Below are 12755 nucleotides of genomic sequence, written 5' to 3' on the forward strand. Positions count from 1 at the left end.
ACCTACGAGAAAATTTGAAAAATTTCACTGTAAATCTTAACTAACACAGGACAGGTTGCACCAAAATAACACTCGCACCATTTTGATGACTTATAATGGTGCGTTGTTTGCTTTCTTTCTAAGCTTCTTTTTTAACAATCTATAAATACAATAAATTACAGTTGATAAATGTTGGCTGTAGGCACTATTTATACTGGTTTTGTATTTATACATTTATTTGTATTTATTTTAATTTTCTCTTAATTTAATTAGGCATTATTTTTGCTTTCTAAAGCTCAACTTAAACCCTTTTAATTTAGTTAAGTGCGGCTATAGCACTGGCAATTTCGAGATAAGAGAGCAGTAGTATGCAGTTGAAAAGTCACTTAATGCAGTTAACTGATAAAGAACGTCATTGGTTACCTTTTTTTGGGAGTAACGGTAAGCTTTCTTTAGGTTGGTCGTGTTTTGTGAACAAAAGTACTTATTCAATTGTTGAACAAACATTTGAGGGTATTGCTTCAACTCGCGTTAAGTTGCTTCAAATGTGGGCAGAAAATCAATGGGATCATTTAAGCTCTTTAAATAATTTGATCGATGTTCAGCATTTAGAAACTAACAAATCTTTACTGCAACAAAAACTCTCGTCTTCCCCCGACTTTTCAGAAATATTTATTTTAGATGCGCAATCTAACGTTGTTACTAGTACCTACTTGAATCGTGTTGGACAAATTCATAATCAAACTAAAGCGATAGCACAAGTCAGTAAAGGTCGGTTCTTGCATGGTCCTTATGTTGATCCTATTACCTTAGAAATAGGAGCTTCTAGCTCTAAATTTCATGATGAAGTTACTTTAATGTTTTATTTACCTATAACTGAGCAAGGTAAGGTTGTAGGTATTCTTGGTGCACGTGTACCTAACGATGTGTTGGGTGATTTAATTCAGCGAGAAGCTGGGCATATCTATCCTGAGTCAGGCGATAATTATTTATTTATGGTTGATTCAGTTTTTGATCGTAGTATTGAACAGGGTACTGCGTTATCACGATCTCGTTTTGAAGATAATACCTTTAGCCATGGCGAAAACTTAAAGTCTGGCATTAATACAGGGTTTGGTACTGTTAAAATAAAGCGGCATACAGAGTTTGAAATTAGATTTACAGATCCTGCCTCTAAACAACTGCATCCAGGGGTAAGAGAAACAATTAAAAATGGTGAAAACTTATTTGTTATCTATCCTGGTTATTCAGATTATCGACATATCCCTGTTATTGGTAAAGGACTGACTTTTAAACTACCGGGTTCGTTAGATACTTGGGGAATGATGTGTGAAGGCGATTTAGAAGAAGTTTATCGTAGGCGCTCAATCAATTTAAGTTTGATGAAGCTATATTTTATAATGGTTACTAGCATTGTTGCCATTCACAGTTGTTTACTTGCTTATACCGACTTACCTACATTATTAGTGAATGCTATTACGGGAGTAACTACGTTATTTAGCTGTTTTATATTTTCAATGTTTGGCACCAATAAAGTGTCTAACCGCTTAAAAGGTATGACCAAAGTTTTGAGAACCATTGCTGAAGGGGAAGGTAATTTAACTCAGCGATTAGATCCTGACAAAATAAAACACGATGAAACGGGCGATATGAGCCGTTGGATAAATAGTTTTATTGATAATTTAGACGGCATTGTCGGGCAGGTTATTAATGCATCAAATAATGTTAAAGACACGAATGAACAGATGTTGGATAGAAATGAAGAAGCCCACAATAGTTCACATCAAGTGTATGAATCAATGTTACATATGCAAAGTTTAATTGAGCGTCAACGCGAGGTGATTTTAGAAGCTTCAAACACTGCTGAAAATATGAAATCCAGTATGGCTAATGTTGTACAAAAAGCTAAAAAAGACTATGAAGATGCCCGTTCAGGTACCCATGCTATAAGAGATATTGTTGAAACAACGGCGAATTCGGTTCAGTCGATTGATGCAAGAATGAGTGAGATTGGTAGTATTATTAATGTGATCACGGGTATTACTAATCAAACCAATTTACTAGCGCTTAATGCAGCGATTGAAGCGGCAAGAGCAGGTAAACATGGTAGAGGTTTTTCTGTTGTTGCTGATGAAGTGCGTGGTTTGGCTGGGCGAACTGCTGAAGCTGCTCAAGATATAAAGCATATGATTGAAGGTCTGCAAGAAGAAACTAAAACGGCAGTGAACTTTATGGAGTGTGGCGTTAAAGATGTGGATCAAAGTTTAAAATTAACAGAGGCCGCTTCAAATGAAAATCAAGAGCTACATTCTATCGTAGAAAATATGTTTGATACGATAAATATTATTGAACAAAACAGTGCTAAAAATGGTGAAACCGCCCGAACGGTTACTGAAGTTACACAACGAATGGAAAGATCAATATCAGAACTAGCGGCTAGTTCAAATATGGTAGATATCACCGCAAATAAATTACAACAGCTTGTGGGTATTTTTAAAGTAAGTAATAAGCGATAGAGCTATTTTTAAACGTAATTATCGACACTATTCAGCAATAAACCGCACTAACATTAACGTTAAGTTTTCGTGGCGAGATTTATCTGGCCATACAGCATAATACCCAATAGGGCTAATACCAAAGGCATTAATTAATTGACCTATTTTAGATGAAGAATAAATGCTCAAATACACAGGTTCATCGTTCCAGACTGAACCTAAGCATCTACTTCCTGTAGGTGAAGCATTTATTTTAATAAGGAGTGCTCTATCGGTTAATGCCGATATTTAGTTAAATACTACGTAATATAAAATATTATTTTCTGCTTTGGGTTAAATACATAATAGTTAGAATAACCAGCTTGTTGGGTTTTCAATAGCTCTGTTAGAGTCAAGTGCTTTAAGTCCTTTTACTGAACGTATAATTAACCATACAATCCAAAATAAAAGAATAAACCAACCAATTAATACTAACGAAAGTAGTGAGCCTAAAAACATATAAAGAGCGCCAATCCAAAAGGTTCGGATCTGAAATTGGTAATGTGTTTTTAACCATTGTGAAGCGTCATCTTTATTCACATAAGCCATAACTACGCCAATTACTCCGGTGATACCAAAGAAAAGCCCAATCAAATAAAGTATGTAAACTATTTTGGCGGGATTTTTATTAGTTGGATCATTTTCAATTATTTCTTCGCTCATCTTATATCCTTTGAAAAATAGGCTTAGTTATTGATTATATTATGATGATGTTAAATTAAAACTAATGCAAATGATAACTAAGGCCTGCTGAACTTTCGAGTATGATTTTCGTTCAATTTAAAAGCGTTTTAGTCACAGGTTTTACGTTCCAAACAAAACCTAAGTACCTGCATCCGTGCAGGCAAGGCAAACGTTTTGTCACATAGTCATTCTATGTAAAAAAGGTTTACAGATTATATGCTCCCATGTAGGCAACGAAGAATAAATCGCTTTTAAATGAACCCTTGGGCAGCGCCTGTTTGATATTTCTACATCGTTATAGTGATTTTATGTGGAACGACCACACATCAATCACTATGTCTCGTATAAAAATCAAATAGACTGCGGCAAAAATATACCTGAAAGGTCAACAGACCTAAGTTTGCATTATTCTTTATCGTTTTATCAATACAATCTCAACCAAAAAATTTGACTATAAGTGGTTTTACGTTATTTTAAATTGTTGTTTATTGTTAATTTCAAAAGAAACTACAGGGGATGTTATGGATAAATATATAATAACTAAAGAAGAGATAGATGAGTTTCAAGGTCTATCTAAAACTCATTTTTTGAACGATAACGCTAAACGAATTAATAAGTCGCTTGGCGATTTAACTGGTCTAACTGGCTTTGGTATTCATATTATTGAAGTTAAGCCAGGTCATGAGTCAACTGAGTTTCATAAACATTACCATGAGGATGAATGTGCTTATATTCTGGAAGGTTCTGCAGAGGCGGTAATTGGCGATGAAAAATTTACTGTAAAAGCTGGAGATTTTATTGGATATCGTGCTGGTGGCGAAGCGCATTTGCTACGTAATAACAGTAATACAGTTTTGAAGTGCTTGGTAGTTGGGCAACGATTAGAGCACGATGTAGGTGATTACCCTAAGCTCAATAAACGTATTTATCGTCAAAAGAATATGCCTTGGAATCTTGTAGATATTGATAATGTTTACGAGCCTAATGGTGGTAAAAAAATATAAAGTTTGAAGTTGTCCGGTTAATACCCCGATTCTTTATCAACTACATTTCTAAGCTCAGCACCTTGTTCATACAAGGCTAGGTTGTCTAACGCTACATCTCGCCATGTTTGTATTACATCGTTATAGGTGCCGCCTACGTGTGGGGTAATAAGTAAATTAGGCGCTGTCCATAAAGGTGATTCTTTATTTAATGGCTCTTCTATGGTTACATCGATTGCTGCACCTTTTAGTTGTCCTGTTGTTAAAGCATTAACCAAGGCCGTTTCGTTAACGGCATTTCCACGACCAATATTAAAGAAAAATCCTGGCTCTGGCATGGCTTCAAAAAACGCATCATTAAATAAATGCGTTGTTTCGTCGGTGCGCGGTAAGCAGGTAATAACGATATTAGCTTGCTGAGCTGCTAGGTTTAGCTCGTCGATACTATAAAGTTTACTTATATTGTTAACGCTTTTACTGATGTTTTTACGCACGCCAATAATGTTAACGCCAAAAGGGATTAAGCGATTAATAATAGCTAAGCCCACCGAACCAAGCCCGACCACTAAAACGGTTTTACCACGAAGTTGAAACAAGTTGTCGCAGTTGGTAAGGCTGGTTTGCTGCCATTGTTTTTTATTTTGGCTATTAACAAACTGTGGAATACCGCGGGTAATACTGAGTACTAACGCCATTAGGTGATCAGCAACAACATCGTGATGATCATCTGAACAGTTGGTTAATAAAAAGGGAGCTTGAATTAAATTAGGGTGACTATTTAGCCACTCAACTCCTGTTCCAAATTGTTGGAACCAAATTAGCTTCGGGAGTGAAGCTAAATACTCTCTTGGAAAATCCCCTAAAACTATGTTGATGTCAGAAGCGTTTTCTAAAACAAGGTTAATATTTGTAGTTATTAGAACGTCTCTGTTTCCGGCATATTCATGTAGTTTTATGTTGGCAGCCGTGTCCATAAACTTAGCGTCTATCCACATTAAAAGTTTCATTGTTGTACTGCCTTATTCGGTGGTTGTGTTCATTGTTTTTGACCATGTGTAGTCAAGTTTATAAAAATTCAATAATACGTACGCAATTAAAGCACCAATAGCTGGGCTAGCAGCAAAGATAATAATAATGCCATCAAGTGAATACTGAGTTTGTTCTACATTGGCTTGATAACCATATCCTGCAAGCATCCAACCCGTTAGTGCTCCACCAATAGCAATACCAAATTTTAAGCTAAGTAAGTGTCCTGAAACACTCATTGCCATAGGGCCATTGCCAGACTTCTTCAAACTATAATCTACAGTGTCAGGTACTGCTGAGAACAATAATGGAATAAATATCATATGAAAAAACTGTGTTATTAGCGTAACAGAAAGAGCTAGGTATACTTTGTCTGCAGGTACAAAATAAAGTATGGCACTCGTTGTTGCTATACCTAAACAAGCAATTTTCATTAACTTAACTTTACATATAAACTTTATAGCCCAATTCGACATTAAAGCACCTAATATGCCACCAAACATACTGACGGTAATGAACAAGCTTACAAGCTCTTCATGTTTTAGATAGTAGGTAACGTAATACGCCATAACACCGCCACGCATAGCTACAGTAATCAATACAACAAAAGTGACTGCGGCTAATACGCGCCATTGATCATTTTTTAATACAGCAAATATATCAGTTTTAATTGGAGCATTTTCGGTAACTTCTTGCGCACGTTCTTTCGTAAAAAGAAAACATGCGATAAAACAAGCCATAGCAACTAACGACAACACTGTCATCGCTAAAGTAAAACCAAGTTGTTCATCGCCTTGGCCAAAATAAGCAACAAGGGGCAGAGTAAGTAGGGCAACAATAAGTCCGCCCGCTTTAGCCATAGCGAAACGCCAAGCTTGCACTGAGGCTCTTTCTTGTATGTCTGTTGTGAGTATTCCACCTAATGCGGAGTAAGGAATATTAATGGCCGTGTACGCTAGCATCATTAAAGAATAGGTAATGTAAGCGTATATAAGTTTATTTGCATGAGACGTATCAGGCGTTATAAAAGCAATAATGGTGAGTAATGAAAAAGGTATCGCCATCCATAATAAGTATGGACGATAACGGCCCCAACGAGATTTTGTTCTATCAGCTAAAGCACCCATAAGAGGATCGGTTATTGCGTCGAATGCTCGTACAACTAACATTAACGTACCGGCTTCTGCTGCGGTAATTCCGAATACGTCAGTGTAATAAAACATCATAAAGGCGATAACAACTTGGAAAACAATATTGCTACCAGTGTCACCTAAACCATAGGCGAGTTTTTCTTTGGTTGTTAACTTTGTTGTTAAAGGGGTTGTTGTTGCCATGTTGGTTGTTCCTAGCTATTTATTATTATTGTTATTTTATGAGTACGTGTTTTTATTGTTTAATGGTCACGTTTTTACCTTTTGCTCTGGTAACAAAAAACTTCATTGGCACATCGCCTGTATTGAATATACCGTGCATGTCCCATGGCGATACGTACAGTACATCGCCAGCTTTAGCAGGTGTTTCAACCCCGTTTAATGTCCAAACACCCGAACCTTCTATAATTAATAAATATTCTTCGTCTTCGTGTTGATGAGCGGGATGAATTTCATGGCCTGGTTCAATTACGGCTATTCCAACAATGGCTTCTTTTGTTGTTGTGGTATCGCCCATAAAATAGGTATGGAACACACTGTGGTCGTATGGGGTTTTATGAGCGTTTTCAAAACTTACAATGCTTGATTGAATTGTTGCTTTTTGTTCTGTAGCTTTTTCAGTGTTGGCTGTGGTTTTATTGGGCGTAATTTCATTAGTAGCGATAGAAGAACATGCACTCGCTAATGTAAATGAAAGTGTTAAGCTAATAGCTTTTAAATATGTTTTATTGTTCATGATTCAGTACCTTTTCTTGTGATAATGTGTGTTGGTATAAATTTTCTGCTCTGCCTTGCGTATTGGTTTTCACTGAAAACAAACAGCCAGCCAAAGGTTGTTTAGTTTTATCTTCATCAGACAAATATTCAGACGCTGTTGTTATAAATAAAGTATCTAAATTCTCACCACCAAAAATGCACTTAGTTACTTGTGCAACGGGTAACTGAATATGTTGCAGTAAAGTGCCGTCAGGTGAGTATTGGTTAACGCCCCAACCACCCCAAAGTGCAACCCATAAATTACCGTTTTTGTCTAAACACATACCGTCGGGATAGGTACCTTCTTTATCAAAATGTAGAAAGGTTGAGCGACTTACAAAATTGCCTTTTGCATCAAGCTCGCAACGATATATTTTTTGATTAACTAAGGTGTCGGTGTGATACATAACGCTTCCGTCAGCGGTAAAGCACGGGCCGTTAGTGCAATAGTAGTTATCGTCTTGCAGGCTTGGTTGTCCGGTTTCATCAAAGCGGTATAGCGAACCTAGGGCATTGTTCATAGGATCGTCAGTGTGCATAGTGCCAGCCCAAAATTGCCCATGAGTATCAACAGCGCCATCATTAAAGCGAATGGTTGAATAATCTAAGTCAGGCGCCGCTATTTTTTTGTGTACACCGTTGACCAGATCTAAAGCGTAAAAACCATCGTAAAATGTTCCCACTAAGGTGTTGTCAGTGGTAAAACCTATACTGGTTAAACTTTGTTGCAGTGGCCAAAATTTAGTCACGTTATTTTTATTGCGATAAACGATATTGCCTAAAATATCGGTCCAATAAAGGGCTTGCTCGGCAACCGACCAAATAACACCTTCGCCTATTCGACAATGGCTTTTGTGTACTAATTTGGCGTTCTCGTTAATGATTGGCTGAGACATATACATCCTTAACTTTGATTTTTTAAAACCTTCCTTTTAGAGAAGGTTTTAAACGTTTTACAATAAACTATTGCAGGGCAGCTTAAATAGCGTTTGCAGTAAATTCGCCATTTATGCGACGAACAATGTTATAAGGGTTGGTATCTTGTAACTCTGCGGGTAATAACTGTGCTGGTGTATTTTGGTAAGCAACAAAACGAGTGAATCTATGAATTGCGTCAATACCAACACTGGTTGTAGCGCCATTTGATGAAGCAGGGTAAGGGCCACCATGATGCTGCGAGCCACAAACTTCTACACCAGTAGGAAAACCATTAAAGATAATACGCCCCGTTTTTTGCTCCAGTAAAACAAGTAGTTCTTTAACTAAAGCGTTGTCTTCATCAACGGCGTGTATGCTGGCAGTTAAGTTACCTTCTAATACTTTAGCTATTGCTAAAAATTCAATTTCATCGTCACATTCAACCACTAAAGTTGCAGGACCAAATACTTCATTTTGTAGTTGTGGATTTTGTAAGAAAGCACTTGCCGCTGTTTTTAATACAACGTTTGGTGATAGTAAAGCATTGTCTATTGACGAGGCTAAGCTGGTTTCATTTTTATTAACCCATTCAACGTCACCACTTGTAATAAACTGTCCAACACCTTTTAAAAACGCTTGTCCGATACCTGCATTTAGCATTAAGCCTTTCGCATTAGCATTCATTGTTTCAGCTAAGGTACTAACAAAAGCGTCGTTCTTTTGAATAACAATAACGCCTGGCGATGTACAAAATTGGCCTGTTCCCATACATACAGAACCCGCAAGCGTTTGAGCAAGGGCTTCGCCCGATTTATCTAGTGTGTTTTTAGTGAAAAACATTGGGTTAACACTGCCCATTTCTGCATACACAGGAATAGGTTTAGCTCTTTTAGCTGCGGCGTCCATTATTGCTCGCCCACCTGCTAAAGAACCTGTAAAACCAACCGCTTCAGTAAATGGATGACAAACCAGTTGTACGGATAATGGAATAGCGTTGCCTTGCAATAACGAGAAAACACCTTTTGGAAGTTCACAGCGCGTAATCGCTTTACCAATAGCATAAGCCATGAGTTCGTTAGTCGCAGGATGAGAAGGATGACCTTTAACAACTACTGGATTACCCGCCGCAAGTGCTGAAATGGTATCGCCACCTAAGGTGCCAAAAGCAAAAGGAAAGTTAGAAGCACCAAATACAGCAACTGGCCCAATAGGCTTTAACATTTTACGTAGATCTGGTTTAGGTAAAGGAGCGCGATCAGGTATCGCGGTGTCAATACTGGCTTGTGTCCAACTCGCTTTTTTAACGATTTGTGCAAAAGCATTAATTTGACCTGTAGTACGACCACGTTCGCCGGTTAATCTTGGTAAACCTAATCCAGATTCTTGGTCACACACGTTAAGTAGTTGCTCGCCTAAAGCTTCAATTTCTTCAGCGATAGTAAGTAAAAATTCAGCACGTTTTTCTGGTGAAAGTTGGCTAAAAACAGGGTAGGCATCTTGCGCAGCTTGCATGGCATTATTTACGTCTGCTTCAAGACAATTATTATGATCAGCTAATAACGCTTGAGTAGCAGGGCTTTGTGCATTGAATGCAGCTCCTTGTGGAGTAACCCATGATCCGGCGATATATGATTGTTGTGTTAGCTTGTACATAAGTTAAATATTCCTAATTTGGTTCAGTTGGGCTGTTAAAGTAAGTTACGTTGGGCAAGGTTTTTAATTAGCGCGCTAATGCCAAACTCCCAAGGTGGAATTTGGTCTGAAAAGTGAACTTTGTTTTGTAAAGCGCCAAGCTTGCTGGCAGATATAACAACAAGATCGTCAGGTTTATGTGTAAAGCCTTTACCGGCTTCGTCTCTATCTTGTGTTGGTGTAAATAAAGTTCCGGTAAATAGTGCAAAACCATCAGGGTATTGATGCGATGTTGAAATTGTTTGTGCGACAAGATCTTCAATGTCTCGGCTGATTTGCGTCATATCATTGGTGGCTTCAAGCTCGTAACCATCGTCGCCTTTTACCTTCAATGTTACTTGAGTTGATTTAACATCGTTAAGGGTAAAGGTTTCATCAAATAAACGAATAAATGGCCCAATAGAACATGACGCATTGTTGTCTTTTGCTTTACCTAAAAGTAGAGCACTTTTACCTTCAATATCACGTAAGTTAACGTCGTTTCCTAACGTTGCCCCAACAATGGCTCCTTGGTTGTTAACGGCAAGTACCATTTCAGGTTCAGGGTTATTCCAGCTTGATATAGGGTGAATACCGACTTGTGCACCCAAACCAACAGACGACATAGATTGCGATTTAGTAAACACCTCAGCATAAGGGCCAATGCCTACTTCTAAGTATTGCGACCACATGTTTTCTTTGATCAATACTTCTTTTAGCTCTAATGCTTCAGGAGAACCGGGCACTAAATTTTCAATACTTGATCCTATGGTTTCATCAATTTTAGAACGTATACCTTTGGCAATTTCTGGGTTGCCGTTAGCTTTTTCTTCAATCACTCTTTCGATCATCGAACAAACAAAGGTAACGCCACAAGCTTTTATTGCTTGTAAATCAAACGGCGCTAAAAGGTGTAAATAGTCGGTATTACAAGGATGATTTATTGAGTTAGCGATAAGGGTTTCAACACGACCAATAACAGGAAAGTTACCTGCTAATAACTCTTGCTTAGTAATACCTTTATTAAGAATGTCAGAACAAGTTGGCGCTAATGAAGATAAGTCGTAAACGTTTGAGTCGTTCAACCAGATTGGCGACGGACCACCACAATTGGCTGTGCTTTTAGTTAACTTAGCCGGTATCCAAGCTCTACCAATTAAGGTGCCGGCATATTGATCTGATGGTAAATATTGCTCTAATTGCATAATAAGTATCTTATGTTTGTTCTAAGTTAAGTGTTAATTACCGGTGCCAAATTAATGATTATGCCTAGGTAGTTTTTTAGAAATACCTTGATACTTAGTGGCAAGCTCGATAACCGCACCTTGTGATAAATCGCCAACCGTATCGCGGTAAATTTCTTGCCACGGTGTTTGTGATTTTGGTGGTGTCACATGTGTTACTGATTTACGACTTTCAAATTCACCTTCTGGTAGCAATACGTCGCATGTGCCTTTGTTCATGTTGATACGTAACATATCGCCTGTTTTTAAATAGGCTAAGCCGCCACCAACAGAACTCTCAGGAGAAACATGTAAGATAGAAGGGCTGTCTGACGTGCCCGATTGGCGACCATCTCCTAAAGTAGGTAAGCTGGTAATGCCTTGTTTAATTAAGTAATCAGGCGGCTGCATGTTTACAACTTCAGCCGAACCTGGCCATCCGATTGGCCCTGCGCCACGAATAACTAAAATACAATGAGCATCAATGTTCAATGCAGGATCGTTAATGCGTTGATGATAATCTTCCGAGTCTTCAAAAATTATTGCACGCGCATCAAACACGCCTTCGTTACCTTTTTCAGAAAGAAAACGTTGCGTAAACTCAGGCGAAATAACACTGGTTTTCATAATGGCGAAAGCAAAAAAGTTGCCAGAAAATACAGCAAAACCGGCATCTTTCAACATAGGTTCATCAAACGACTTAATCACTTCTCTGTCGATTTTAGGTAGGTTTTGTAAGTTTTCAGCTAATGGCTTACCCGTAATGGTTAATACATCGCCATTGAGTTTATTGGCGTTTAATAATTCCCACATAATGGCAGGAACACCACCGGCTCTATGAAAACGCTCGCCTAGGTATTTACCCGCAGGTTGAACATTGGCAAGTAACGGAATAGGTCGTGCAAGTTCATTCCAATCTTCAGCGGTTATTTCAACACCTGCGTGTCGAGCCATTGCCATAAGGTGAGGTTGTGCATTGGTTGATCCACCTAGGGCTGAAATAACTTTCATGGCATTAACAAAAGCGTCGCGTGTTAATATTTTTGATGGTGTTAAATCTTCATAAGCCATTTCTACAATACGAACACCGGTGCGATAAGCCATTTGACCACGTTCTTTGTACGGAGCAGGAATAGCGCCACAACCAGTTAACGACATGCCTAAAGCTTCAGCAACCGAATTCATGGTTAATGCGGTACCCATCGTATTGCAGTGTCCGGCAGAAGGGGCAGAGTCCATGGCTAAATTAAGAAACTCAGTTTCATCAATTTCACCTGCCGCTAAACGCTTTCTTGAGCGCCAAATAACCGTACCAGAACCTACTAATTCACCATCATGCCAACCATCAAGCATTGGACCACCTGATAAAACAATAGCTGGAATATCAACAGTAGAAGCCGCCATTAAGCTTGAAGGTGTGGTTTTGTCACAGCCTGTGGTTAATACAACCGCATCAATGGGGTAGCCAAATAAAATTTCTACTAAACCTAAGTAAGCTAAGTTACGGTCAAGGGCAGCGGTAGGGCGTCTACAATTTTCAAAAATAGGATGCGCTGGAAATTCAATCGGTATACCGCCTGCTGCTCTAACACCATCTTTTACGCGTTTTGTTAGTTCAAGATGAATGCGATTACATGGCGCTAAGTCGCTGCCTGATTGCGCTATGCCAATAATAGGTTTACCTGAACGTAGTTCTTCAGACGTAATACCGTAATTCATAAAACGTTCTAAATATAAAGCCGCTAAATCAATATGTTCTTTGTTATCAAACCAATCTTGTGATCGAAAACGATGTTGTTTATTTAATTTCATTTGTTTGTCTTTATTAGC

Annotated in this window: 11 protein-coding genes; 2 read left to right on the top strand and 9 right to left on the bottom strand. The window is 38.3% G+C overall.

From position 1 onward, the window contains the following. The first annotated feature begins 347 nt into the window (after positions 1–347). Positions 348–2495, top strand: a complete 2148-nt coding sequence (locus tag AC0L5Q_RS00110) for a methyl-accepting chemotaxis protein (RefSeq protein ID WP_473613482.1) — start codon at positions 348–350, stop codon at positions 2493–2495. A 27-nt stretch (positions 2496–2522) separates the two neighbouring features. Here the strand turns inward: AC0L5Q_RS00110 and AC0L5Q_RS00115 are convergent, their stop codons facing one another. Continuing rightward, on the bottom strand, positions 2523–2663 hold the full coding sequence (locus AC0L5Q_RS00115) for a hypothetical protein (RefSeq protein WP_473613483.1): 141 nt from the start codon (positions 2661–2663) through the stop codon (positions 2523–2525). A 159-nt stretch (positions 2664–2822) separates the two neighbouring features. Next, the gene (locus AC0L5Q_RS00120) at positions 2823–3176 is read right to left on the bottom strand and encodes a DUF4870 family protein (RefSeq protein WP_473613484.1); all 354 of its coding nucleotides are present in this window, start codon (positions 3174–3176) and stop codon (positions 2823–2825) included. A 542-nt stretch (positions 3177–3718) separates the two neighbouring features. Between AC0L5Q_RS00120 and AC0L5Q_RS00125 the strand changes: the two genes are divergently transcribed. Next, entirely contained in the window at positions 3719–4201 is a 483-nt protein-coding gene (locus AC0L5Q_RS00125) for a cupin domain-containing protein (protein ID WP_473613485.1), read from the top strand. A gap of 17 nt (positions 4202–4218) precedes the next feature. On the opposite strand, the gene AC0L5Q_RS00130 is transcribed toward AC0L5Q_RS00125, so the two are convergent. The 7 genes from AC0L5Q_RS00130 to AC0L5Q_RS00160 all read right to left on the bottom strand — a co-directional run bounded on the left by AC0L5Q_RS00130 (position 4219) and on the right by AC0L5Q_RS00160 (position 12737). After that, positions 4219–5187 carry a D-2-hydroxyacid dehydrogenase gene (locus AC0L5Q_RS00130; protein ID WP_473613486.1) on the bottom strand — a complete coding sequence of 323 codons (969 nt, stop codon included), beginning with the start codon at positions 5185–5187 and terminating at the stop codon, positions 4219–4221. A 12-nt stretch (positions 5188–5199) separates the two neighbouring features. Next, positions 5200–6540 carry a glycoside-pentoside-hexuronide (GPH):cation symporter gene (locus AC0L5Q_RS00135; RefSeq protein WP_473613487.1) on the bottom strand — a complete coding sequence of 447 codons (1341 nt, stop codon included), beginning with the start codon at positions 6538–6540 and terminating at the stop codon, positions 5200–5202. Between the two features lie 52 nt (positions 6541–6592). Further along, positions 6593–7093: a cupin domain-containing protein gene (locus AC0L5Q_RS00140; protein ID WP_473613488.1), complete on the bottom strand. Its 501-nt coding sequence runs from the start codon at positions 7091–7093 to the stop codon at positions 6593–6595. Further along, complete coding sequence (locus tag AC0L5Q_RS00145; RefSeq protein WP_473613489.1) at positions 7083–8009, bottom strand: SMP-30/gluconolactonase/LRE family protein; 927 nt, start codon at positions 8007–8009, stop codon at positions 7083–7085. Before AC0L5Q_RS00145 ends, AC0L5Q_RS00140 begins: the two co-directional genes overlap by 11 nt. Before the next feature lie 82 nt (positions 8010–8091). Continuing rightward, a complete protein-coding gene (locus tag AC0L5Q_RS00150) occupies positions 8092–9684 on the bottom strand; it encodes an aldehyde dehydrogenase (NADP(+)) (RefSeq protein WP_473613490.1) in 1593 nt (530 codons plus the stop codon). Between the two features lie 35 nt (positions 9685–9719). After that, on the bottom strand, positions 9720–10907 hold the full coding sequence (locus AC0L5Q_RS00155; protein WP_473613491.1) for a fumarylacetoacetate hydrolase family protein: 1188 nt from the start codon (positions 10905–10907) through the stop codon (positions 9720–9722). Between the two features lie 51 nt (positions 10908–10958). Beyond that, a complete protein-coding gene (locus AC0L5Q_RS00160; protein WP_473613492.1) occupies positions 10959–12737 on the bottom strand; it encodes an IlvD/Edd family dehydratase in 1779 nt (592 codons plus the stop codon). Between the last annotated feature and the right edge of the window lie 18 nt (positions 12738–12755).

It is taken from the genome of Pseudocolwellia sp. G5-9 (assembly GCF_055808995.1).

Excerpts from the sequence above, each read along its gene's own strand:
- AC0L5Q_RS00150 (WP_473613490.1), bottom strand. The coding sequence starts at position 9,684 with ATGTACAAGCTAACACAACAATCATATATCGCCGGATCATGGGTTACT.
- AC0L5Q_RS00145 (WP_473613489.1), bottom strand. The coding sequence starts at position 8,009 with ATGTCTCAGCCAATCATTAACGAGAACGCCAAATTAGTACACAAAAGC.
- AC0L5Q_RS00125 (WP_473613485.1), top strand. The coding sequence starts at position 3,719 with ATGGATAAATATATAATAACTAAAGAAGAGATAGATGAGTTTCAAGGT.
- AC0L5Q_RS00120 (WP_473613484.1), bottom strand. The coding sequence starts at position 3,176 with ATGAGCGAAGAAATAATTGAAAATGATCCAACTAATAAAAATCCCGCC.
- AC0L5Q_RS00140 (WP_473613488.1), bottom strand. The coding sequence starts at position 7,093 with ATGAACAATAAAACATATTTAAAAGCTATTAGCTTAACACTTTCATTT.
- AC0L5Q_RS00155 (WP_473613491.1), bottom strand. The coding sequence starts at position 10,907 with ATGCAATTAGAGCAATATTTACCATCAGATCAATATGCCGGCACCTTA.
- AC0L5Q_RS00110 (WP_473613482.1), top strand. The coding sequence starts at position 348 with ATGCAGTTGAAAAGTCACTTAATGCAGTTAACTGATAAAGAACGTCAT.
- AC0L5Q_RS00160 (WP_473613492.1), bottom strand. The coding sequence starts at position 12,737 with ATGAAATTAAATAAACAACATCGTTTTCGATCACAAGATTGGTTTGAT.
- AC0L5Q_RS00130 (WP_473613486.1), bottom strand. The coding sequence starts at position 5,187 with ATGAAACTTTTAATGTGGATAGACGCTAAGTTTATGGACACGGCTGCC.
- AC0L5Q_RS00135 (WP_473613487.1), bottom strand. The coding sequence starts at position 6,540 with ATGGCAACAACAACCCCTTTAACAACAAAGTTAACAACCAAAGAAAAA.